Below are 24012 nucleotides of genomic sequence, written 5' to 3' on the forward strand. Positions count from 1 at the left end.
AGTGGGCAGACCGCAAGGTCCTCCCGTTCCAAGATATCGCGTGCGAGGCAGTGCATGGGCATCGCCAGGGCGCACGGAACGAATTCAGGCGATTCGGCGTATCATGTTCTGACATCTGGATTGACTAAGCTATGGACCCGGTACATCTGCTGGCCACCACGTTAGGGTTGGGTTTCGCCGCCGGATTGCGGTTGTATTCCACCGTTCTGGGCCTTGGACTCGCCATCCGGTTCGGCGTCCTGAAACTGCCGGCCGACCTCCACGGGCTGGACGTGCTGGCCCATCCGGCCGTGCTGATCGCCGCCGGTGTCGCCTTTGCGGCCGAATTCGTAGGCGACAAGATTCCGTGGGTGGATAGCGTATGGGATTCCGTCCACACCATCATCCGGCCTGTTGGGGCGGTGGTGCTGGCAGCCACTGCCTTTGCGGATCTTGATCCAGTCGTGCGCCTGGTGCTTGTCATCCTTTGCGGCGGGGTGGCGTTGTCGAGCCACGCCACCAAGGCGGCCACGCGGCTGGCCGTGAACCATAGCCCCGAGCCTTTTTCGAACGTCGCGCTGAGCCTCATTGGCGATGCGGCCGCGCCGTTCATGGTGTGGCTCACCGCCGCGCACCCGATGATTGCGCTGGTTCTCGTCCTCGGCTTCCTGGTGCTCTTCGCCTGGCTCGCACGCCGCATCTGGCGGTTGCTGCGCAGCGGCTTTGAACGGCTGCGCCGCTGGTCCATGGCGTGACGCGCAGCGGGTAAACTGGAGGCGTATCCATGCCGGAACCGATCGTCCTCACACTGGCCCCGCAACCTGCCCTGGTTATTCGCGCCACCACCGCTCCTGACCAGATTGCGGCCGTCCTGCATCGCTGCCTGCCGGCCGTCTGGCAATGCGCGGTGGAACGCGGCGCCACCATCTCCGGCGCGCCCTTCACCAGGTATCTGAATTTCGACGAACAGGGCCTGATGGAAATCGAGGTCGGTATGCCGATCCTGGAACTGGTCGAGGGACAGGATCCGGTACAAGCCGTGGAACTGCCCGGCGGTCCGTGCGCGACCCTGGTCCACGAAGGCGTCTATGAGCGCCTTCCGGCAACGCATATGGCGCTCGATGAATGGCTGGAGTCGAACGGGCGGCTGCCGGCCGGCCCTCGCTGGGAATCCTATGTAACTGACCCCGGTAAGACGCCGGATCCTTCCGACTGGCGCACCCTGCTTGCACAGCCGCTGGCGGCCAGTTAGGGCAGTCTCACACTTCTTCACATTTCGGCGCTAGGCCCGATCCCGCTACCTCTCGTCCGTGGAGATAGAGGCCAGCGCCATGACCCATACAGTAGCGATCCTGCTCCACTTCGCTTTTGCGGCCGGCCCGCAGTTTCCAGCGGCCGTCCAGGCGGAACTGAACGCCATCTATGCAGCCACTCCGGTGCGGTATCAGGTGGTGCTCGAAAGCAGGGAGATGTACCTGGGCGCGGTGGACGGGGTCGTGTATGTCGATGTGAAAGGCAGTTGCGCCGGGCAGGCGCGATGGACCGGCGGCGCGCTGGCCACGACAGAGAGCCTGGACGGCGTGCTGCAGCCGCTGATGACAGTGGAGTGCGACAAGCTCGCCAACTATGTCGGTTACCTGCCGGCCGTGCCGAAGGCCATGGCGCGCGTTCTGGCGCACGAACTGCTGCACTACCTGCTGCAGGAGCCCCACCACGCGTCGGAAGGCCTGTTCCGCGCTTCGCTGTCGCGGTCGAACCTGAAACACGGCGTCACTCTACTGCGGACCGTCGAGACCAACCGCGTCAAAGCCCGGTTCACCGGCAGCCTCTGATTGCTGCAGCCGTCCACCCGGATAGCGAATCTATACCTCCTAGTGCTGTCTTGCGGTAGTTGCGGCTACCATAAGGACAGATCCAGCAGAGGAGCGCTATGGCTGAACCTATTTCTGATATTGGCCTCATTGGCCTCGCCGTCATGGGCCAGAATTTCGCCCTGAATGTGGCCGACCACGGATTCCCCATCTCTGTCTACAACCGGACAACGGCCACGATGGAGAAGTTCGTGGCGGAGAACCCGAATACGCCCGGCGGGCTGAAAGGCTTTGCGACGCTCGAGGAGTTTGTAGCGTCACTGAAGAAGCCGCGGCGCGTGATGATTCTCGTGAAGGCCGGCGCCGGCACGGATGCCGTGATCAACGGCCTGATCCCGTTGCTGGAAAGCGGCGACATCATCATCGACGGCGGCAACGCAAACTGGAACGACACCATCCGGCGCGAGCACGAACTCAAGGCCAAGGGCCTGCGTTTCATCGGTTCCGGCGTCTCGGGCGGGGAAGAGGGTGCGCGCTTTGGTCCCTCCCTGATGCCGGGCGGCGATCCCGCGGCCTATGAATTCATCCGGCCCATCTGGGAAGCAGTGGCCGCCAAGGTGGACGAGGCTTCCGGCAAGCCGCTGGAAGGCGCCGCGCCGGGCAAACCCATCACCGGCGGGGTGCCGTGCACCACCTACATCGGGCCGGACGGGGCGGGGCACTACGTCAAGATGGTCCACAACGGCATCGAGTATGGCGACATGCAGATGATCTGTGAGGCCTACGCCCTGATGTCAGGCGTGCTGGGCTTTACGGCGCCCGAATGCGCCAAAGTCTTCGCTGAGTGGAACAAAGGCGTACTCGACAGCTTCCTCATCGAGATTACGGCGGACATCCTGGGCCAGGCCGATCCCGTGACGGGCAAGCCGATCGTCGACGTGATCCTGGACACAGCCGGACAGAAGGGTACGGGCAAGTGGACCTCGGTCAGCGCCCTGGATATGGGCGTGCCCGCGCCCACGGTGGCTGAAGCCGTGTTTGCGCGCTGCATCTCGGCGGTGAAGGAAGAGCGCGTGGCGGCGTCGAAGATTCTCACCGGGCCGGCCTCCACTTTCAGTGGCGACAAGGCTGCCATGGTCCAGGCCATTCACGATGCCCTGTACTGCTCGAAGATCTGTTCTTACGCGCAAGGCTTTCAGCTGATGCGCGAGGCGCAGAAGGAGTACAGCTGGACGCTCCACTTCGGTGAAATCTCGATGATCTGGCGCGGCGGATGCATCATTCGGGCTCGCTTCCTGCAGAAGATCAAGGAAGCCTACGACCGGGACGAAAAGCTGGCGAACCTGCTGCTGGATCCCTACTTCAAGAGCGAAATCGATCGCTGCCAGGAGAACTGGCGCAAGGTGGTGTCTGCAGCGGCCACTTACGGCGTACCCGCCCCGACGTTCTTCTCCGCCTTGGCCTACTATGACAGCTATCGCGCTCCGCGCCTGCCTGCCAATCTGCTGCAGGGCCAGCGGGACTTCTTCGGGGCCCACACGTACGAACGCGTGGACCAGCCGCGCGGGAAATTCTTCCACATCGATTGGCCGAAACCGTCGCGGCCGCAACTCGATGTGTAACAGGTAAGTTCAGGCGCCCGGGTGGTTTTGCCAGTTCCACCCGGGCGCGCACCAGGGCTTGTAGGGGTGTGATGCGGCCCGTGTTGAGATAACATGACAAGCATCACTTACTGAGGAGCCGGGCTGGGATGCGGGCTATCTGGATTACTGCTGTTTTACCGGGCGTTCTGCTGGCCGCAGGCGCCAAGAACGTCGACTTCGACCGCGAAGTGCGGCCGATACTCTCCGACAAGTGTTTCCAATGCCACGGCCCTGACGAGAAAACCCGCAAAGCCGGCCTGCGCTTTGACGACCGCGAAAGTGCCTTTGGCAAAGGTGTCATTTCCCCCGGCCATTCGGTCGACAGTAAGCTCTATAAACGCATCAGCCACGAGAAGAAGGGCCTGCGCATGCCGCCGCCCACCTCGGGCATGTCCCTGACGGACAATGAGATCGGGGTAATCAGGCGCTGGATCGACGAAGGCGCGAAGTGGGAAACGCATTGGGCCTACAGGCCGCCCAAGCGAGCCGCTGAGCCGGTCACCCGGCGCAAAAACTGGGTTCGGAATCCGATCGATTCGTTCCTGCTCGCCCGCATCGAGAGCGAGGGCCTGCAACCGTCGCCAGAAGCCTCCAAAGCCACATTGATCCGGCGTGTGACTTTCGACCTGACGGGCCTGCCGCCGACCCCGGCCGAGGTGACCGCCTTTCTCAACGACAAAGGCCCGCAAGCCTACGAAAAGGTAGTGGACCGGCTGCTGGCGTCCCCGCGCTATGGCGAACGGATGGCGATGCAATGGCTGGACCTCGCACGCTACTCCGATACGCACGGCTATCACATCGACTCGCACCGCGACATGTGGCCCTGGCGCGACTGGGTGATCTCCGCTTTCAATCGGAACCTGCCCTTCGATCAATTCACAGTCTGGCAGTTGGCCGGCGATCTGTTGACGAATGCGACTCGCGAGCAGCGCGTGGCCACGGGCTTCAATCGCAATCACATGATCAACTTCGAGGGCGGCGCGATTCCCGAGGAATACCAGGTGGAGTACGTGGCCGATCGCGTGGAGACCACCTCCAACGTCTGGATGGGCACCACCCTGGGCTGCGCCAAGTGCCACGACCACAAGTACGATCCCATCCGCCAGAAAGACTTCTACCGCTTCGGCGCTTTCTTCAATACGCTGCCCGAGAAAGGGCTGGACGGGCAGAAGGGCAATGCTGAGCCGCTGCTCGCCCTGCCGGATGATGCCCAGGAGAAGCAACTGGCGGAGCTGAAGCAGGCGCTGCAGGCACGCATGGACGAACTGCCTCCGGAAGACCTGATGCTCGGCCAGTGGCTCTGGGAGAAGAAGAACTTCGAGGGCATGAATCCTGCCTCCCCAACGGAAGGTCTGCGGGCCTGGTACGAGTTGGACGGAAATCTGACCGACATCAGCGGCCACTACCGGAACGGGCGGGTCTTGAAGGGCGATCTTACCTACGGCGCCGGCGCCCCGGTGAACCGGGCGGCCGACGTCGATGCCGCCACCGAGATCCGCTGGCCGGCTGGCGTCCTGGAGCCGGGCAAGCCCTTCACCCTGGCCTTCTGGTTCCGCATCGGACGGCAGAAGGAATCGAAGATGTTCCAGCAGCTCGAAGGCCAGAAAGGCTTCGAGGTCGGCTTCGGCGTACCGGAAACGCTGCCCCGACTGCGTCGCGGCCATCACCTGGAAGTGCGGTGGTTCGACGGGACGGCCAAGGAATACGCGCTGCGGTCAGACGAGTGGATTGAACAGGGGCGCATGTATCACGCGGCCCTGGTCAGCGATGGAAAACAGGTCACACTGTTCCTGGATGGCGAGCCGTCGAAACTGCTGGTCGAGAAACAGACACTCAGCGGGCCGGTGGACGTCAACGGCCCCATCGACCTGAACAATACCTCCACGGGCGGCTTCTTCCGGGGCCGTTTGGATGATCTGCGGATCTACGGTCGAGCGGTGAACCAGGAAGAGGCGCTGCGGCTGGCGGTCGAGTACCCGGCCGAAGTTCTGCTGGCGACAACCGGCAAACGGTCTGGTGACCAGTATGGGCGGCTTCGCGAATACTACCTGACGAAAGCAGGTCCGGCGGAATGGCGCCGGGCCTACGCTGAGTTCAAGAAATTGAGCGAGCAGAAGGAACTGCTGGAACAACAGATCCCCACCACGATGGTGATGGAAGAGGCGGCCAAGCCCCGCGAGACCTTCCTGCTGGGGCGCGGCGACTACACGAACAAGGTGGAGAAAGTCACGCCCGGCGTACCGTCGATGCTGCCGCCGCTGCCGGTCGGCGCGAAAGCTGACCGTCTGGCGCTGGCGCAATGGCTGGTGAATCCCAACCACCCGCTGACAGCGCGTGTGGCCGTGAATCGCTACTGGCAGATGTACTTCGGCACCGGCATCGTGAAGACCTCAGAAGATTTTGGTTCGCAGGGCGAGCCGCCGGTGCACGCGGAACTGCTGGACTGGTTGGCGACGGAGTTTGTCAGGACTGGCTGGGACGTCAAAGGCATGCAGCGGCTGATCGTAACTTCGGCGGCCTACCGCCAGACTTCGAAGGTGAGTCCGGCCCTGCACGAAAAGGACCCGGAGAACCGCCTGTTGGCCCGTGGCCCGCGCTTCCGCATGCCGGCTGAGATGGTACGCGACAACGCGCTGGCGGTGAGCGGGCTGTTGAAGGAAAAGATCGGCGGGCCCAGTGTTCTGCCCTACCAGCCGCCGGGACTCTGGGAAGAGCTGGCCTTCGGGGAAGCCTTTTCAGCGCAGGAGTATAAACAGGACCACGGGGACAAACTCTACCGGAGGTCGATGTACACCTTCTGGAAACGGACGGTTCCGCCGGCATCCCTGAACACGTTCGACGCGCCCGATCGCGAAAGATGCACCTCCCGACGTGCGGTGACGAATACTCCGCTGCAGGCGCTGGTCACTCTCAACGACCCCACTTATATCGAAGCGGCCCGGAACCTGGCGCAGAATCTGCTGGAGAAGAAAGAGACCGACGACCAGCGGCTGCGCGAGGCATTTGCGCAGGTGACTGCGCGCCCGCCCTCGAGCGCGGAACTGCAGGTGCTGCGCGCGTCCTTGAAGGGCGAAATGGCCAGCTATAAACAGAATGCGAGCGGCGCAGAAGAGCTGCTGAAGATCGGTGAATCGGCCGTGGACCGCAAGGTCGAACCGGCTGTGCTGGCTGCCTGGACGAATCTGTGCACGGTGCTCTTGAACCTGGACGAGACGATCACGAAGGAGTAGATGACAATATGAATCGCCGCGAACTCCTCACTCGATTGCCCATGGGCATTGGCGTGGCCGCGCTGTCGCATCTGTTTGGAGCTGAAACGAAGCATGGCATTCCCGGCCTGCCCGGCTTGCCTCATGTCCCGCCCAAGGCGAAGCGCGTCATCCTGCTGCACCAGTCGGGCGGCCCCTCGCAGATGGACCTTTTCGACTATAAGCCGGAGATGAAGAAGTTCCAGGGCGTCGATCTGCCCGGCAGCGTCAGGAACGGGCAGCGCATCACGGGCATGACCTCGGGCCAGGCGACGTTTCCCGTGGCTTCGTCGATGTTCCAGTTCCAGCAGTACGGGCAGACGGGAACATGGGTGAGCGAACTCCTGCCGTACACGTCAAAGATCGTCGACGATCTGGCATTGATCAAGACCGTGCATACGGAAGCGATCAACCACGATCCGGCCATCACGTTCTTCCAGAGCGGCAGCCAGCAGCCCGGCCGCCCCAGCATCGGCGCATGGGTGAGCTACGGCCTGGGCAGCGAGAACGAAAATCTGCCGGCGTTCGTAGTGATGGTGAGCCAGGCGCATGCCCTGAATACCGACCAGCCGCTGTTTTCCAGACTATGGGGCAGCGGATTCCTGCCGTCCAACTACCAGGGCGTGAAATTCAGGGCATCCGCGGATCCCGTCCTGTACCTTTCCGACCCCAAGGGCATCACGAAGCAGAACCGGCGCTCGATGCTGGATGCCATCGGCAAGTTGAACGAGATGAAGTTCAAGCAGGTGGGCGATCCGGAAATCGAGACCCGCATCACGCAGTACGAAATGGCGTACCGGATGCAGACCTCCGTGCCGGAACTGGTCGACCTGTCGAAGGAACCCGAGAGCACGTTCGAGATGTACGGCCCGGAGTCGAGGAAACCCGGCAGCTACGCCCGAAACTGCCTCCTCGCGCGCCGTCTGGCCGAGCGCGGCGTGCGCTTCATCCAGCTCTACCACCGCGGCTGGGACCAGCACAACGACCTGCCGCGCGATCTGGCGCTGCAGTGCCGGGGCACCGATCAGCCCACGGCGGCGCTGGTGGCGGACCTAAAACAACGCGGCCTGCTGGAGGACACTCTGGTCGTATGGGGCGGGGAATTCGGCCGGACGGTTTACTGCCAGGGCCGCCTGAGCGAGTCGAATTACGGCCGCGACCATCACCCGAGAAACTTCTGCATGTGGATGGCGGGCGGCGGCGTGAAGCCGGGTGTGCGGATTGGCGAAACGGACGATTTCAGCTACAACATCGTGAAGGATCCAGTGCATGTGCACGACATGCAGGCGACCATCCTGCGCTGCCTGGGCATCGACCACAAGAAGCTCACCTATCAGTTCCAGGGTCGGCATTTCCGGTTGACGGATGTGCACGGAGAACTGGTGGAGCCTGTGCTCAGCTAGCACCACGAGACCTCAGGATTGCAGTACGCCTTGCTGGATCCGCTTCACCAGGCGTCCGTCGGCCATGAATCAAAAGGGAAGGATCAATCATGAGCAAAGTTCTTGTTCTGTACTACTCCAGCTATGGCCACATCGAGCAGATGGCTGAGGCTGTCGCGGAAGGCGCACGGGGTACGGGCGCTGAAGTCGACATCCGAAGGGTTCCGGAAACGGTGCCCGAGGAAGCCGCCAAAGCCGCGCACTTCAAGCTCGACCAGAAAGCCCCCATCGCCACCATCGATGAGCTTGCGAACTACGATGCCATCGTCATCGGGGTGGGCACCCGCTTTGGCCGCATGGCCTCGCAGATGGCAAGCTTCCTCGACAAGGCGGGCAAGTTGTGGCTGAGCGGTGTATTGAACGGGAAGGTCGGCGGAGCGTTCTCGTCATCCGCCACGCAGCATGGGGGGCAGGAGACCACCTTGTTCTCGATCATTGCCAACCTGCTCCACTTTGGCCTGATCATTGTGGGCCTGGACTATGGCTACGCGGGGCAAATGGGCGTGGACGAAATCGTTGGCGGCGCACCCTACGGGGCCACCACGATTGCTGATGGGGACGGCTCCAGGCAGCCCTCGGAACGCGAATTGAATGGGGCCCGCTACCAGGGGCGCAGGATTGCTGAAGTCGCGAATAAATTGAAGGGCTAGTTCAAGCAATCCCGTGGTGGGGGAGTCGGGCTTGCCAACCGCGCCCCCACAGTACGATGGCGGCTACCCTGGCGCGGCAACCGGTGGGGTCAATAGGAATATAGTGAACGGAGAGAGTGTCACCATGAAACACACCTTAACCGTCGCATTCGCAGTTCTCGCCCTCACCGGCTGCGGTGGTGGCCCCCGCCACCAGCCCAGCGAAAAATACTATTTGGTCTGCTCTAATCCGAAGATTCCCTACTGGCAGGAAGCCGGCGCCGGATTGGCGAAAGCCGCCACCGAATTGAATGTCCAGGCTGAACTCATTGGCCCCGATGTCTACGATGCCAAGTCGGAACTGGCGGAATTCAAGCGCATCATGGGCAACAAACCTGCAGGTATTCTCATCTCACCTGGCGATTCCACTGTACTCCGGCCGGAAATCGATGCCGCTGTCGCAGCAGGCGTCCCGGTCATCACCATCGACTCGGATGCTCCGCAAAGCCAGCGGCTCTTCTTCATCGGTACCAATAACTATCAGGCTGGACAGATGGGCGGCGGCTTGCTCGCCAAACTCCTCAACGGCAAGGGCAATGTCGTCTTCTATAGCATCGCCAACCAGAAGAACATCGAGGAGCGCTTGAACGGCTACCGCGCCGCTCTCGCCTCTTCACCCGGCATCAAGATCGCCCAGGTCATCGACATGAAGGGCGACGCGCGTGTTGCCTTTGATATGACTACCGAACTCATCGACAAGAACACCCCCGTGGATGCGTTCGTCTCCCTCGAATCCCTGTCCGGCAGCGAGATCGCCGAAGTGCTGGAACGGAAGAAAGTGGAAGGCAAGATCATCATCGCCATGGACACCGCGGCCAGCACCCTCGGCTGGATCGAGAAGGGCAAGATCGCCGCTACCCTCATGCAGAAACCATACACCATGGGCTATTACGGCTTGAAGACCCTGGCTGGGATTGTCCTGGAGAAGCAGGCGGCCGCGGGGAAACCGAACGCCTCCGATCCGAAGGCGCCCTACCCGGTGTTTATGGACACCGGTACGATGCTGGTGGATAAGTCGAATCTGGCCGAGGTAAAGCACTAATCCAGATCGGATCCCACTGCACCAACTGGCCGGACCTACAGCTCAAACACAGAATACGCGGGGAACGGCTCCTTATTGGACATCCGTTCCCCGTTTCTCGTGCTAGCTGGGCAAAGCCTTCCGCGCCTCCCGGTCCGGATCATTCTCCACCTTGCAGGCGTCATCCAGGACCATGGTTTCGCCCTTCGCCGATGTGTACTTCGGCCAGGTTGGCAGCCCGCCGCCATTCGGATCGCCTGTCTTCATGAACTGCAGCAGGGCTCCGGCCATCTTCGTTGACAGGGCTTTCGGCCTCGGACCCCCGCCCGTGTGCGTCAGCATCACGTCGGTGTTATAGAACCAGAAGCAGATATCGACGCAATGGAACGCTCGCGCGCGGCCGTCGAACAACGGCGGCTGCCAGGTAAACCAGTCCACGAAAACCGGCGCCGGCTGTTTTGACTTCACATCCGCCAGTGCGACCACCGATTGCCGGTTGCTGCTCACCAGCGACCAGATCTCCGCCGGCGTCTTGCCCGGAAACGCCTTGGCATACGACTCCACTACGTCCTTCGCCTTGTCGCCGAAGCCTGCGCCAAAGCCCGCCCGCAGCTTCACCTTCTCCGCCACATCCGCCAGCGTGATGGCTTCGAGCGAAGAATCCGTCCAGCTTGGCGACTGCTCATTCTCCACCGAACTAATGATCATCGGCACATTGGCCGCAGTGGGCGCACCTACGGGATCATACGGATGCTGCGGCAGAATCGTGCCGTCCACCACGGGACTGAACCCGCGCATCATCCCGCCGCCCGGCCCCGCTTCCCGCGCCACGGCCTGCTGCGCTTTCGTGGCAATCGCGTAGAACTCCTTCCAGGGCATGGCCTGGAGCTTCTCCAGATCCGAGGCGGTCAGTCCGGCCTCTTTCACCACCGCGGCCCCCAGTTTCTCCGAGAAGGCCTTCTCACCGGATCTTCGGGATGCTCCGCTCAGGACAACTGCTTTGTGGAACAGGCCCTTTGCCGACGGCATCGCCGTGAGAATGCACACTTTCGCGCCTCCTCCGGATTGCCCCATGATGGTGACGTTGCCTGGATCCCCGCCGAAGTTCGCGATGTTGTCACGCACCCATTCCAGCGAGGCCACAATGTCCATCATGCCGACGTTGCCGGACGCGGCGAACTTCTCGCCACCCACTCCGGCCAGGTTACAGAAACCAAGCGGCCCCAACCTGTGGTTGATCGAGCAGAACACAGCATTGCCGAGGCGCGCAAAGTTCTCACCGCCATAGCCATCCTGCTCAATGGCATTGCCCGCCGTGAACCCGCCGCCATGAATCCAGAACAGCACCGGCCGCTTCTTTCCATCGTTGATGGCCGGCGTCATGACATTGATGCGCAGGCAGTCTTCACTGACATCGCCGTAGTTCCAGTGGTCCCGGAAAGAGGCGAACTGATTCGCATACCGGTTGTCCATGTTCTGCGGAGCCGAGTTGCCATAGAACAACGCTGGATACACATTGGTCCACGGTGCAGGTTTACGCGGAGGCATAAACCGGTTGGCTCCCGAGGTGTCCGCTCCATACGGCATGCCGAGGAAATGGTGGATACCGCGTAGAATGTAGCCCCGGACCTTGCCATATTGAGTGTTGGCGACCGCAATATTGTCACCCACCTGCAACAACTGCCCGTCGTTGCCTTTCGCTAGCGCAATGCCGGGAGAAGTCGTGAGGGCAGCCGCTCCCACGGCGAGTCCGGCGGAACCCGTGCCCAGTGCCTGCATGAAATCGCGTCTGTTTGCTTTCATTTCTGTGAGTGCCTCGCATTCTGGCCGCGGCTGCTCCTGGCGGGCGGTCCCGGCTTCAGACAGTCTATACCCGGCTTGCGGCGAATGCGCCCCCTCTGCAATCCGGCCGGGACGCCGCTCCGCCGGTTCGGTGCGACACCGGTCAGGCTTCAGTCCACCCTAGTGGATCGCAAGAATCCGCAGTGCCTCCGCCATGCCCGGATCCCGCCCGTTCCGCAGGTCTTCCTTCGCAAACACTCGTACCGGCACATCCGGAGGCACCCCCGTCACATCGTACGCCCGGTCGACCGCATCGCGATGAGCCGCATTCGGCAGCGCGAAACTCCAACCATTTGGAAGACGGCGTGACAGCGGATCGCAAAACACGCCCTGCGTACTCTCGCCCACACGCATCACCCGCTGCCCGCCGCAGTCGTTTCCGGCCTGACCCTGGCTCGCTGCTCCGCCACTCGCTGCGCCCAATCGACACCCCGCAAACCAAATCCGATGTACTGTTCGGCAAATGTCCGCGCAAACACATCGAAGTTGCCCAGTGGCGTATTGGCAGTTATCGGAGCGCAGGCCGCCGGCACCTCGGCCACCCGTTCCATCAGGAGGCTGTTGATTTCCCCCGCACGGATCAGTCGCTTGCGGAGCCCGTCCGGCTCATCGGCCACTGAGAACTCCGCGACGTCTATCGCCCGGAAGTGATCCCCGGAGCCCTTCATTCGCCGCGCCGAAAAACCCGCGACGCATGTCGAGGCCGTCACCTCGAAAGTCTGCCAGGAGTCACCGCGAACGACATAAACGTCGCCCCAGCCGATACTCCGCCAAACGCCGTCCAGTGGTGCGCCAGCTTCCAACACAGAGCCCGCGAGCACCACTGCCAGAACTGCGATCTTCCCAGTAGCCATGAGACGTGTCGCAATTATAGAGGTGGTGCCCGCATCCACTCAATCGAAACGACCCTGCCGGCCGCCTCTTAGCCCAGTCCTGCTTCCGGCAGCGCATCCTCAATGGGAGGGAGCTCTGCTGCCTTCGCGGCCTGATTCTTGTACGTCTTCAGCCTGGCGTGGATCGTCTTCACGCAAAGCCCCGTGATCCGCGCCGTCTCCCGTCGATCATTCTGCGTCATGGCCAAGGTCGCCAGGATGATCGATTCCTCGGCGCTTTCAATCGAAGTAGGGAAGGGCAGCGTGATCCGGCCCGCCTCCACCTCGCTGCGCATGGCCGCCGGAATCGAGCTGCTCGGTGCACTCAGAAAAGACGGCGGCAAATGGCACGGCAGCACGATATGGCCGTCGCTGAGGATCAGCGCACGCTCCAGGACATTGCGCAGTTCGCGGACATTCCCGGGCCAGGCATGCCGCTGCAGCATCTCCATCGCAATCTGGCCGACGTGAAACTCCGGGTGCCCATACTCCTCCCTCAGCAGTTGGCACAAACCAGCGGCCAGGGCCGGAATGTCGTCCCTTCGCGCACGCAAGGGTGGCAGATGGACGGGAATCACATTCAGGCGATGGAATAGGTCATTGCGGAACCCGCCGCTGCGGATCGCGTCCCCCAAATCCCGGTTCGTCGCCGAAATTACACGAAAATCCAACTCGCCCGACAACTCGCCGCCCAGCGGCTGCACCCTCGAATCCTCCAACACGCGCAGCAGCTTCGCTTGAGCGGCCAGCGGCATCTCGCCGATTTCGTCGAGAAACAGCGTGCCGCCGTCCGCCTGTTGCACCAGGCCGGCATGATCCTCTGTTGCCCCGGTGAACGTCCCGCGCCGGAAGCCGAACAACTCACTCTCAATCAGGCCCTCCGGTAGGCCAGCCGAGTTGATGGCGACAAATCGGCCCGATCTGTGGCTCAGCCGGTGGATCGTTCGTGCCAGCACATCTTTGCCTGTGCCGCTTTCTCCGTGGATCAACACGGCCGCTCGCGTAGTCGCGATGCGCTCGATGATCTGCTGGACCCGCAGCAGTTCATCGCCGCTGCCAAAGTGATACTCCTGCTTGGAGCCAGCCGGGGGAACAACCCGGGCCGCCTCGCGCTGGTCATCCTGAAGCTGCTCAAACAGGCGGCGCAGTTCCAGCAGAACCAGGGGTTTTCGCAGCATCCAGTAAGCGCCGCGCTGGTGCACAGCCTCAAATGCAAGATCCATCCTGCTTTCGTTGGACTGCAGCACCACGGGCATACGCAAGCCCCGTGACCGCAGACGGCGAATAAACGAGAAACCATTAGCGTCTGCAATGCAGAACTCACACAGGATGAGGGTCGGTTGAAATTGGCGGCACCGTGTCAGCCCTTCATCGAAGCCGGTAGATTGGGCGGTCTCGCAGCCCCATTGGGAAATCGTTTCTGCCGCGCTTCGCCGATCAGTGGCGTCGTGATCAATGATGAGAACTCGAATCGCGGATTGCATAGTCGATTACCTGCCTCGCCCTTGGTTTGCAAATCGCCGACCAAAGGGGCGCGCGGCAGATAACCTATTGTGTAATCAACAAGATTGCGAGTGTCGACGAAGCTCCGCCAAGTGTGCAAAAACTACCGGAGGCACAGGGAGAAGGTATGTAAAAAATCAAGAATTGTGTATTTTTTCCATCCACACCAAGAACACGGCGAGCCATCCACCCCAGTCCGGGCCGCTACAAGCAGCTATAAGGAATCGACTTGTAGCCCGCGAAGGCACTCATCCATTCACCACCTCACCCCCATTCAGATGCAGTACCTGGCTCGTCATATAGGAAGAATCCTGGCACGCGAGAACACACAACAGAGAGCAATTTCCACCGGTTCCGCCGTCCGCCCCACCGGGACTTTCTCCCCAAAATGGGCAACAGGCGCGTTGTGGAGGTTGTCATGCCGGATAGACTCACCACGCCTCCAACCTGTTTCAGACAATTATTCAGCTCGCCGCTCGTCGCTGCTAACGACAGGAACCCGGGAATGCGGTTCGGCGCCCCGTGATGAACCTGCGAAACAAATAAGGCTGCTCACCTTTCTATCAGGCGACTCGCTCGCTCTTGATTCAGATAGGTGCTTATTGGTGAGCCGGTCTGAGAGTCAAAGCTCAAGGAGAATCCCATGAAGTATTGTCTTTTGCTGTTACTCACACTTACAGGAGCCTATGCGATGTTCGGAAGCGACAAGGACTTTATCACCAGCGCCGCCGACGGTGGAAAGCTGGAGGTCGAACTGGGCCAGAAAGCGCAGGAGAAAGCCGCCAGCGGGGAAGTCAAGAAACTGGCGGCCATGATCGTCCAGGATCACACTCGAGCCAATGCCGAGTTGGCCACGTTGGCCAGCACAAAGGGCGTAACCCTGGATTCCAATCTCTCCATGAAGTCTCGAGCCAAAGTAGCCAAAATGAGCCTCCACTCTGGCGATGGCTTCGACAAGGCTTATATCGCCGCCATGGTCGACGATCATAAAGAAGACATTCTCGCCTTCCAACAGGCCAGCGTTTCAGCGCAGGATCCGGCGGTTCGCAAGTTCGCTGAGAAGATGCTGCCCACCCTGCGCAATCACCTCGAGAAGGCCGTGGCCCTCCAGCGGGAATACGCGAGCGCCGGACGCTGACCGCACCAACGGCTGAAAACGAATGGCGTGCGCCCCTTACCAAAGCAGCGCACGCCCACCTCACGCTTCCATCAGCATGCTGAAGCCAAGCATGTCGCGGATACGCCGCCGCAGACGGCACAACCGGATCCGCACGGCCACCGCGCTCAAACCCAATTTCGTCGCGATCTCCCGTGTGTCATATCCTTCTTCGTAAAAGAGGCGCAGGATCAATCCATCTCGCTTGTCTTCACCTTCAAGCACACGCTGGATGTCCACCTGGCACTCCAACTCCAACGTCTTGTGCCCGCAATGCGCATTCGAGCACGGGCCCTGCGTGATGTTGAGGGGAACCGTACGGTAGATCGTTCTGGCCATGTTCCGGAACATGTTCTTGGCGATCCCGTTCACCCAGGACACAACGGATTCGGAGGACTGAAGCTGGTTGCGCCGCTCCCAACCTCGAACCCACGCCGCCTGCGCAATCTCTTCGGCTACGTCTCCTGTCGCTCCGCGTGAATGCAGAAAGCGAACCGTCCTCTCGAAGCCCGCTTCAAATTCGCTCTCGAATACGAATTCATCGGCTTGAGGCGGATCCCACTTCCGAGGTGATGTGCTCGCCGTCTTGCGCATGAGTTTCTGAATGGCACTTCGGCTGCCAGATCGCGGAACCGCAACCACGGCCTTTGTTTACCGTCGCCACCAGCGCAATTACCTGGATATCGGCAATACAGTCCGGACATTTCTACCGCCTGGCCAGCGACTGGAATCCATTCAGGTACAGCGGGTTCCGCCGCTCTTCGACCCACCTTCGCCGCCTTCCTCTTCAAACCGAGTGAAAGCGGTCTCCTTTCTCTCGTCCCGCCAATTCACAGTATTTCTGGAAAATTCGCGCCCCAGCCGTGAAACACAAGTCGAGTCCCAGCGGTCTACGCGTCGGAGGTCCAATGCAACAGAACGTTCTGCACACTTGTCTGGTTGAGAACATCCGCGACATCTACGATGCCGAAAAGCAGTTGACCAAGGCCATTCCCAAGCTCGCCAAAGCAGCCAGCTCAGACGAACTGGCCGAGGCCCTGCAGGAACATCTAAAGGAAACCGAGAATCAGGTGACCCGCATCGAGCAGGTCTTCAAGCTCCTCGAAGTCCCGGCCCGCGGCAAAACCTGCAAAGGCATGAAAGGCCTCATCGAGGAAGGCGCCGAAGCCCTCAGCGATCACGACGAAGGCGTCCTTCGCGATCTCGCCATCATTGCCGCCGCCCAGCGCGTCGAGCACTACGAGATCTCCGCCTACGGCACCGCCCGGGCACTCGCTGAACAATTGGAGCAAGCCGAAGTCGTCAGACTCCTCCAGCAAACCCTGAAGGAAGAGGCCACAGCCGACAACAAGCTCACTGAGTGCGCCATGAGCCTCTACGACACCCAGAGCGCCGTCCAGCAGTAAGCGGCTCAAATCAACCCGCGGCCTGTGGACCCGCCGTGTATTCCGGCGCCGCTCACAGGCCGCGAGTCCCAACACTTCCACTTACTGCAATTCCGGCCGCATCTTCCCGCTCTTCGCCTGGATCGTCACCGCCCCCTCAGCCAACCCCGGCGCCGTTGCAGTCAATCGAATCGGCCCGCCCTGCTTCGAAGTCCGGATGATCACCTGCGCCCGCCCCTGGTACAGCTTGCGTTGCGTACCCTGATACGGCGTGCTATCCCTTCCATCGGCATTGCCCACCGCCGCCAGAACGCCCGGCCCGCTAATCGCAAAACGCGTATCGTGGTCCGCCGCCATCTGTAAGCGCCCCTTCTCATCCACCGCCTCCACCGTCACATACGCCAGGTCCTGCCCATCCGCCTGCACCTCCGTCCGCTCCGCCGTCAGCTTCAACCGCACGGGCCGCCCCACCGTAGTCAGGATGCTCTCCGCCACAGCCCGCTCCCCACGAACACCCACTGCCTTCAGCGTGCCCTCCGCATAGGGCACATCGAACATCGCTCGGAACTCCTGCGCCCGCCCCGTCGGCTTTTCCCCAATCAGCTTGTCATTCAGATACAGCCGCACTTTCTCGACCCCCGAATACACTTCCACCTGCAGCATCTTGCCTTCCTGCCCCGGCCACGTCCAGCTTGGCCTTGTCGGGAACACAGCCCAGCCCACCACCACTGTCTTCTTGCCTTCCGGCTCCGGCAGCCGCACCGTCGCGTACACACGATCGCCCCCATTCCACAGAATGTCGCGATAATACGACTGCGGTTTCCGATATCCCGTGATGTCGATATCGCCGCATTGCGCCATGTGCCACGGGAAGCCCGGGAACATCGCGCTCATCGGGGACTCTCCACCCTGCGCCGCGCCCTGTGTCATCAGCGCGCTCATGTCCACCCCATTCGCCATCGCCAGGAACATCTTGTCCACCATCGACTGCATGCCCGACATCGCCTTGCTCGCCATCGCCGCCAATTCAGGCGAACCGTAGCTATACGACCCAATGCCCGACTCGCCCAGGTAATCCATCGCCGTCCACACAAATTCACCCACGATATAAGGATTGTCTTGGACCAGGCTCCACTCCGTGAACGCCGCACCCGGGAACGACTCGGTCGTCATCATCACCCGCCCAGGCAGCCGCTGGTGGTCCTCCGCATGGTGCGCAGCCAGGTTGTAGTTGTAGCCCGTCACATCCAGATTCGCGATCACCGCATCCGGGAACGCCTCCGATGTGCTCGTCGGAAACGCCTGGCTCACCGCACGGCTGCTGTCCAGCGACCGCACCTGCGCCGCCAGTTGCTTCGCGATCCCCGGACCCCGCTCCACCAGCACCTCCGGAATCTCGTTCCCGATACTCCAGAAAATCACCGAGGGATGATTCCGGTCCCGCAGCACCATCGCCGAAAGATCGCGCTGCCACCATTCATCAAAATTGCGCCCATAATCAAACTTCGCCTTGTTCGCCTTCCACGAATCAAAGGCCTCGTCAAACACCAGCAAACCCAGCCGGTCGCAAGCCTCCAGGAACGCGGGCGACGGGGGATTGTGCGAAGTCCTCACCGCGTTGAACCCCGCGGCCTTCAATATCTGCACGCGCCGCTCCTCCGCCCGGTCGAACGCCATCGCCCCCAGCGGACCGTTGTCGTGATGCACGCTCCCGCCCGCCAGCTTGATCGGCTTGCCGTTCAACAACAGGCCCTTCTCCGCCGACCATGCGATCGTTCGAATGCCGAACGGTGTCTCCACCTCGTCCACCACCTGCCCGCCCTGCAGCACCCGGGTCACCACCCGGTACAGCGCCGGAGCCTCCAGTGACCACAACACCGGCCGCGCCACCACTACCTCCTGCGTAGCCTCGGCCGCGCTGCTCGCCGCCACATCGATCGCTGAGTGCGCCGTGCCGCTCACCTTTCCGCTCCTATCGACGATCCGTGTCTCCACCGTTAGGCCGGCCCGCGCCGCACTCTCGTTCGCCACATGTGTACGCACGGTAACAGTCGCGCTCTCCGCCCCCGCCTGCTTCGTCGTGACGAAGACACCCCAATCCGCCACATGAGCCGGATGGTTCACCACCACCCGCACATGCCGGTAAATGCCCGAACCGCTATACCAGCGGCTATTCGGCTGCTGCGAGTTGTCCACCCGCACCGCCAGAACATTTGGCCCGGAGTAGTCCAACTCCGAGGTGAGATCAAATCGAAAACTCGTATACCCATAGGGCTGGTGCCCCAGCTTGTGTCCATTGAGATACACCGTAGCGTCCCGGTACACGCCGTCAAATTCCACATTGACGCGCCGGCCCTTCCACTCCGCCGGAGCGCGAAAACTCTTCCGATACCACCCCGTACCCGCCGGATAGAACCCACCGCCCGAGCCCGTAGGATTGTCCTTGGCGGGCGAACTCTCAATACTCCAGTCGTGCGGCAGATCCACCTTCCGCCAACTCGAATCGTCAAACGCACGAGCCTCAGCGCCGACAGGATCCCCCAGAACAAACCGCCAATTGGCATCGGCAGCCAACTCCAGCCGAGGCTGTTTCGATTGACCCATAGCCATCACAATCACCGTGAGAAACACCAAAACCAGTCGCAATCCGCCAACTCCGCAAACGCGCCGCGGCGCAAATTGAGCCGCGAACGTAAGTGAGCGGATAGCTAACCGAAAGCCTCCAGCCAACAGCCGAGCCCGCCCATCCGGCCGAGACCATCCACACCCGCGCCCGCCGCAACCAGTCGCACCCACTTCGTCTTCAAGGGAAATGTGTCTCACGTTTACTTCTTCTTTCTTTTCTGACCAGCCTTCGTGCGTTTCCTTCGCTGCAAATCCGCCACCGCATCGGGAGCGCGCAAACCCAGCAGCAGAATCCGAATCGTCTCGCGGAACAGCCGGTCCACCGGCTGCCCGTACTCCACCTCCACGCGGCTACCCAACGACGCGAGCCGCCGCTGCGCGCCAATCGCGGCATTGATCACCGCATGCAGGGTCAACTCCGGATCCAGGTCCGCCCGCAGCGACCCCTCCGCGATACCCTCGCGAACCAGCCTGCTGAAGTACTCCAGGCCCCCCGGGCTGACCTGCGCTTCCAAAGAGAGCAGCCGTTCCGGAGACCACTGCCGCGCATACAGCGCATCGAACTGCGCCATAAACCGGATCTTCGAGGGACTGTGGGTAAACCCCTCGGCCATAAACTCGAACAAGGCGGTAATCTTACCCAGCGCCGAATCCGCCGCGTCCATCAGTGCTTTAGCGCGCACCGCCGAATCCGCAAACACGTCCGCCACGATAGCCCAGACAATATCGTCTTTATTAAGGAAGTACTCGTAAAGCGTGGAAGGCCGGATCCCGGCGCCCTTAACGATATCGGCCACGGTAACCCGGTCGATCCCCAGCTCATCAAACAGCTTCTCAGCGGCATCCAGAATGCGCTGGCGTTGTCGAACCCGATGGGAGCGATAAGCCCCCCGTTTGGAAGATTCATCCATCTCGGCCGCCGGCCCAAGTCCAATCCGAAGCCCAATCCAAATTCGAACAGTGCTTTCGAATTAGCCTATCGCCCAACCGCCCCGGTGTCAACGCAAATCTCATCATCCGCAACGTCAAAAAGCCCGAAGGGGACGTCGATCCCCTGGCCCAAAACGCCGTACTTTGGTGAGTTCTTCGGAAGCTGCAGGTGGCCAGGGCGGCCACGTCCCCCCACCCGCAAGGCCCCAACTACCAAAACCAGAAAATCCAACCCACCCACGCATCCCCCCTCCATTTCCCACTACCCTGGGAGCATGGCGCACTCCTACACGGTCGACCTTCTATCCATCTCAGAAGGAGTCACCGCCGTGTCCCTCGCCTTCAGCTCCCCCGCCACCAACGTGGAGATCGTCCCGGATGCCATCGCCGCCATCGCCGCGCTCCACCTCCAGGGCGGTCGGGGGATCCACTTCACCGGTCCAGCCAGCCTTCCCGTAGCCATGGCCCTCGCTCACGCCGTAGCTCATCTCTATGGCTATGTGGCCTGCTTTGATCCCAAGCTCCAAGGCTACGTCGTGGCCATCTCCCACGACCCCGCCTTCCGCCCCGGAGCGCTCATCCCCGCCTGACCCGCCTACTCCAGCACCAGCACCCGCACCCGTCCCAACCCAAACGCCGCCTTCTGCCCGAAGTGCAGCAGTTCCGCCGACCGCGCCCACATCATCGCCTGCGTCACATCGCCCTCCAACTCCATCCACCCAACCACGCCATCGAAATCCAACCACTTCTCCTGCCGGAAGCTGTGCCTCGGCAACTCGTAATGAAACAACCGGTGCGCCCGCAACTCCACCCTCATCGCCGGAGCCTCTACCCACGGCAACCGCATCTGTGAACACGTCCGGTGCATCTGCACCGCCCGCCCCAGGCTGTGCTCGAAAAACCGCGCTGCGAAATCCTCCGGCCGGAACGTCGCCGCCCGCTCCAGCTTGAACACCGTCGGCGTCAGAAATACCAGCCGGATCCGTCGCGCCGCCGCTTCCACAATCGCCGGCATGGTCTGCGCCACCTGCCCCCAGCAAACGCAATCCAAATCGCAACCGCGCCCATGCCCCGCCGATGCATCCACAACGAGCAACGCCGCCATGGCGAGAATCCTCACAAAAGCTCTAAGGCGCCCTGCGGCAAATCTAGAATTGCATCCAATCCGATCAAATTGAACTTATTTGAACAGAAGAGCCGCCTGGGATTCTCGACCACCTCATTTCGGGAATCGTGCGTTCTAACCATGATTGTGATATAACAATCACCCGGGAACATGTGCCGGTCAATGCGGGTTTCCGTGTTTGGAGGAAACGACGATGTTGAGGAATGGCCTCATTGCATGGTTTGGTTACCCGTGGAATGAGGGGTGGGCCAGGAATCCAAGTCGGGAATTTTGGAGAGCCGACGTTCTCCGCACAGCCCAAGACGCAGGACTGATCACCGACGGTTGGAACGAAATATGGCATTCAACCGATATCCTCTTGCAGAACGAGGAGACTCCTGTACTCGCATCCCTTCCTGATCCCGTTGCGAAGATTGAGTTCGTCCATCCAATATCCTGCGCCCGTTCCGTTCTCTGGACGGAGGCTGGTGATGCTCAGGAATTGGACAATGCAATCCAGCAGTCCCTGTCGGAAGGTGTCCGCACATTGGCTTCCGACACTGATTCCATCACTCAACTGAAGAGTTTCTGCCGCTGGAGAGCCCGCCTGATCTCTACGCTCGAAAAGCAAGGGGGAACAATTGGGCGACAGGCCCCGCAGTGGCCGGCAAGGCCGGATCTTCCGTGTTTTACCATCTGGCAGCGGCTCTCCCTGGCAGCGGCGCTGGCAGGTGCAGGCACGGACCGAGTCTTCCTGTCCTTCCGCTTTGCCGGCATCCAGGAGTTTATTGACAGGGCACGCACCACGGCGGACTACTGGAGTTCCAGCCAACTACTCAGCTATCTCAGCTGGCAGGCGGCCCAGGTCATCGCCGAGCAACTCGGGCCGGATTCGCTCATCTTTCCGCAGCCCTGGGCTCTAAGTGGGTACCGCCGTTGGTGTGGAATCGAAGCCGCGCAGGCAGGCGGAGATTGCCCAAGTGGTTTTCTGGCTATCGTGCCACGGGAATCGGCGAGGGCCGTCGCGAATTCATCCGAGAAAGCCATACACATCGCGTGGAGCGAACTGACTGGGAAGTGTTTTGCCGTGATGAACTCCCTCCGCCCGCCCCGGTGTGTGAAGTCGGAATGGAATGCTCAGTTGGACCCCAACCGCGTTTTCGAGATCTATTGGGCCACAGTCTCCTGCAATACAGGTGATTACGGAGAACGCTTCCAGGCAATTTCCACGGAGCTGGAAACCAGGAAGATGCTGCGCAATTTCGAGGCGTGGGAGCAGCCGGGCTTGAAATGTTATCAGGACGGCTATCGACAGGCTCTTCCCGGCGGGGCCATCGGCGCCGCGGAATTACGAAAATGGTGGGATGATCTGAGCCAGCACAAGTCAGCATGGGTCGACGGAAAGTCCGTCAACATCGAGAACCGGTTCCGTGCTGGCGAGCGGCTATCGGGTTTGGCGGTAGTAAAACGGCTCGCGAGCCGCCTGATCTTTGAAGATCAGGCAGAATCAAAGATCTCCTTCCCTTCCACCGCCTCTGTTGCTGTCGTTCCCTTCTTGGAGTCTTTATCCAGGAAGGCTGCCAATCCTAGGGTCGCGACTGCTGTCAGCGCGTTTCTGAGTAAACTCATACTTCTCCTGCAGCGGCTGGGAAGTGCTCCGCTCCTTCACATCAGTCCATACCCTGAGTACCTCGCCAACGCCTGGAAACAGGTAGACCTCCCGGATGTTGCCCGCGTGGACGGGTCTTGGTGGTATGACAGCGAATTCAACTTGGAGTCGATTCGGCGGGAGTACGGCACCGTGGCCTCTGCCCAGGGGATCCCTGATCTGACATCGAAGTGCGCTGAACTCCTGCTTGCTGTACGGAAGGAGGCGGAGTTGGATCCGCCATCGCGCTATGTAGCTCTTCTTGCTGGCGATATGGACGACATAGGTGGCTGGATACGGGGTGCGCGGGCAGCCCCATTGTCTTCGTATGCGCACTCTCAGTTTGCTGCGACTCTGGGCGTGGATCAGCGTACGCCTGACTTTTACCAACACTTGGCGCTGGGTGAGGCTCTCACCGCTGCCGCCGCCGTCGCTGACGTGGAGGTGACAAAGCTCGGCGGTCGTTTGGTCTACGCTGGTGGGGACGACTATCTGGCCTTCTGTCCAGCAGACAGGCCACTGCGCGTAATGGACTCCATTGCGCAGGGGGTCGAAGTCGCTTCGGGATGGCTAACGGAGGGGCGCAGGGGGGATCGTCGGCTCACCATCAGCCAGGCTGCCCTGCTCGTGCCATTTAATGAGCCACTGAGTGGTGCGGTGGCGGAGGCCGTACGCCTCCTCCACGAGACGGCGAAAGAGGAGTGTGGCCGTGCTGCTGGTGCGGTCTCCATCCGGCGCCGTTCCGGGCAGCAAACCATCGCTTCTGGTGCCTGGGTGACGTCCGACGGACGCCGTGTGTGGCCGGCGATCGACAGCATTGCCCACCTCTTCAGGAGTGGCTACGTCTCTCCCCGCGGCGTCGCCAAGGCGCAGGAAATGGCCGCCGGGATGCGGCAGATCAACGACACTGCCGGACTCCAGGCGATGTTTTTGTTCCTCTTCGGCGGCAAGGCCCGCCCCGAACTCTCTGCGGCCCTGAGTACTCTACTGTGTGCGGCCCAAGAGGCAGTGCTTCGCGGGGGAAATACCGGTATCTGGCAGCAAGTGGAGGCTCAACTGCTCCTTGCACGGTTTCTGGCGCGACAGGCACAAGGGGAGGTCCTATGAGCGGCT

General features: G+C 61.4%; 20 protein-coding genes. 12 read left to right on the forward strand and 8 right to left on the reverse strand.

Annotation, left to right across the window (positions count from 1 at the left end; all coding sequences use genetic code 11):
• The first annotated feature begins 131 nt into the window (after positions 1-131).
• The 8 genes from ACR9Y2_RS25950 (at position 132) to ACR9Y2_RS25985 (ending at position 9854) form a co-directional block, all read left to right on the forward strand.
• Positions 132-734: a DUF4126 domain-containing protein gene (locus tag ACR9Y2_RS25950; protein WP_435044628.1), complete on the forward strand. Its 603-nt coding sequence runs from the start codon at positions 132-134 to the stop codon at positions 732-734.
• A gap of 29 nt (positions 735-763) precedes the next feature.
• The gene (locus ACR9Y2_RS25955) at positions 764-1231 is read left to right on the forward strand and encodes a GyrI-like domain-containing protein (protein WP_435044629.1); all 468 of its coding nucleotides are present in this window, start codon (positions 764-766) and stop codon (positions 1229-1231) included.
• Positions 1232-1310: 79 nt separating this feature from the next.
• Positions 1311-1811 carry a hypothetical protein gene (locus ACR9Y2_RS25960; protein ID WP_435044630.1) on the forward strand — a complete coding sequence of 167 codons (501 nt, stop codon included), beginning with the start codon at positions 1311-1313 and terminating at the stop codon, positions 1809-1811.
• 98 nt (positions 1812-1909) lie between these two features.
• The gene (gndA, locus tag ACR9Y2_RS25965) at positions 1910-3412 is read left to right on the forward strand and encodes an NADP-dependent phosphogluconate dehydrogenase (protein ID WP_435044631.1); all 1503 of its coding nucleotides are present in this window, start codon (positions 1910-1912) and stop codon (positions 3410-3412) included.
• A 128-nt stretch (positions 3413-3540) separates the two neighbouring features.
• Positions 3541-6663: a DUF1553 domain-containing protein gene (locus tag ACR9Y2_RS25970; protein ID WP_435044633.1), complete on the forward strand. Its 3123-nt coding sequence runs from the start codon at positions 3541-3543 to the stop codon at positions 6661-6663.
• A gap of 8 nt (positions 6664-6671) precedes the next feature.
• On the forward strand, positions 6672-8084 hold the full coding sequence (locus tag ACR9Y2_RS25975) for a DUF1501 domain-containing protein (protein ID WP_435044634.1): 1413 nt from the start codon (positions 6672-6674) through the stop codon (positions 8082-8084).
• A gap of 89 nt (positions 8085-8173) precedes the next feature.
• Positions 8174-8773: an NAD(P)H:quinone oxidoreductase gene (gene wrbA / locus ACR9Y2_RS25980; protein ID WP_435044635.1), complete on the forward strand. Its 600-nt coding sequence runs from the start codon at positions 8174-8176 to the stop codon at positions 8771-8773.
• Positions 8774-8897: 124 nt separating this feature from the next.
• Entirely contained in the window at positions 8898-9854 is a 957-nt protein-coding gene (locus tag ACR9Y2_RS25985) for a substrate-binding domain-containing protein (RefSeq protein WP_435044637.1), read from the forward strand.
• Positions 9855-9956: 102 nt separating this feature from the next.
• Here ACR9Y2_RS25985 and ACR9Y2_RS25990 read toward each other — a convergent pair whose 3' ends face one another.
• From ACR9Y2_RS25990 to ACR9Y2_RS26005, 4 genes are all read right to left on the reverse strand, one after another.
• Complete coding sequence (locus ACR9Y2_RS25990; protein ID WP_435044638.1) at positions 9957-11636, reverse strand: carboxylesterase/lipase family protein; 1680 nt, start codon at positions 11634-11636, stop codon at positions 9957-9959.
• Between the two features lie 159 nt (positions 11637-11795).
• Positions 11796-12023: a hypothetical protein gene (locus ACR9Y2_RS25995; protein WP_435044639.1), complete on the reverse strand. Its 228-nt coding sequence runs from the start codon at positions 12021-12023 to the stop codon at positions 11796-11798.
• A 5-nt stretch (positions 12024-12028) separates the two neighbouring features.
• Positions 12029-12529 carry a hypothetical protein gene (locus ACR9Y2_RS26000; RefSeq protein WP_435044640.1) on the reverse strand — a complete coding sequence of 167 codons (501 nt, stop codon included), beginning with the start codon at positions 12527-12529 and terminating at the stop codon, positions 12029-12031.
• Positions 12530-12597: 68 nt separating this feature from the next.
• A complete protein-coding gene (locus ACR9Y2_RS26005; protein ID WP_435044641.1) occupies positions 12598-14031 on the reverse strand; it encodes a sigma-54-dependent transcriptional regulator in 1434 nt (477 codons plus the stop codon).
• A gap of 662 nt (positions 14032-14693) precedes the next feature.
• Here ACR9Y2_RS26005 and ACR9Y2_RS26010 point away from each other — a divergent pair.
• Complete coding sequence (locus ACR9Y2_RS26010) at positions 14694-15188, forward strand: DUF4142 domain-containing protein (protein WP_435044642.1); 495 nt, start codon at positions 14694-14696, stop codon at positions 15186-15188.
• A 60-nt stretch (positions 15189-15248) separates the two neighbouring features.
• Here the strand turns inward: ACR9Y2_RS26010 and ACR9Y2_RS26015 are convergent, their stop codons facing one another.
• Entirely contained in the window at positions 15249-15800 is a 552-nt protein-coding gene (locus ACR9Y2_RS26015; protein WP_435044643.1) for an RNA polymerase sigma factor, read from the reverse strand.
• Positions 15801-16114: 314 nt separating this feature from the next.
• On the opposite strand from ACR9Y2_RS26015, the gene ACR9Y2_RS26020 reads away from it, so the two are divergent.
• Positions 16115-16612 carry a ferritin-like domain-containing protein gene (locus ACR9Y2_RS26020; protein WP_435044644.1) on the forward strand — a complete coding sequence of 166 codons (498 nt, stop codon included), beginning with the start codon at positions 16115-16117 and terminating at the stop codon, positions 16610-16612.
• Between the two features lie 81 nt (positions 16613-16693).
• On the opposite strand, the gene ACR9Y2_RS26025 is transcribed toward ACR9Y2_RS26020, so the two are convergent.
• On the reverse strand, positions 16694-19237 hold the full coding sequence (locus ACR9Y2_RS26025; protein ID WP_435044645.1) for a glycoside hydrolase family 2 TIM barrel-domain containing protein: 2544 nt from the start codon (positions 19235-19237) through the stop codon (positions 16694-16696).
• Between the two features lie 179 nt (positions 19238-19416).
• The gene (locus ACR9Y2_RS26030) at positions 19417-20127 is read right to left on the reverse strand and encodes a TetR/AcrR family transcriptional regulator (RefSeq protein WP_435044646.1); all 711 of its coding nucleotides are present in this window, start codon (positions 20125-20127) and stop codon (positions 19417-19419) included.
• Between the two features lie 294 nt (positions 20128-20421).
• On the opposite strand from ACR9Y2_RS26030, the gene ACR9Y2_RS26035 reads away from it, so the two are divergent.
• Complete coding sequence (locus ACR9Y2_RS26035; protein WP_435044647.1) at positions 20422-20736, forward strand: CRISPR-associated protein Csx3; 315 nt, start codon at positions 20422-20424, stop codon at positions 20734-20736.
• A gap of 5 nt (positions 20737-20741) precedes the next feature.
• Here ACR9Y2_RS26035 and cas6 read toward each other — a convergent pair whose 3' ends face one another.
• Positions 20742-21251: a CRISPR system precrRNA processing endoribonuclease RAMP protein Cas6 gene (cas6, locus tag ACR9Y2_RS26040; RefSeq protein ID WP_435044649.1), complete on the reverse strand. Its 510-nt coding sequence runs from the start codon at positions 21249-21251 to the stop codon at positions 20742-20744.
• 502 nt (positions 21252-21753) lie between these two features.
• Between cas6 and ACR9Y2_RS26045 the strand changes: the two genes are divergently transcribed.
• Positions 21754-24006 carry a type III-B CRISPR-associated protein Cas10/Cmr2 gene (locus tag ACR9Y2_RS26045; protein ID WP_435044650.1) on the forward strand — a complete coding sequence of 751 codons (2253 nt, stop codon included), beginning with the start codon at positions 21754-21756 and terminating at the stop codon, positions 24004-24006.
• Positions 24007-24012: the final 6 nt, after the last annotated feature.

It is taken from the genome of Paludibaculum fermentans (assembly GCF_051172195.1).
GTDB classification, from domain to species: domain Bacteria; phylum Acidobacteriota; class Terriglobia; order Bryobacterales; family Bryobacteraceae; genus Paludibaculum; species Paludibaculum fermentans_A.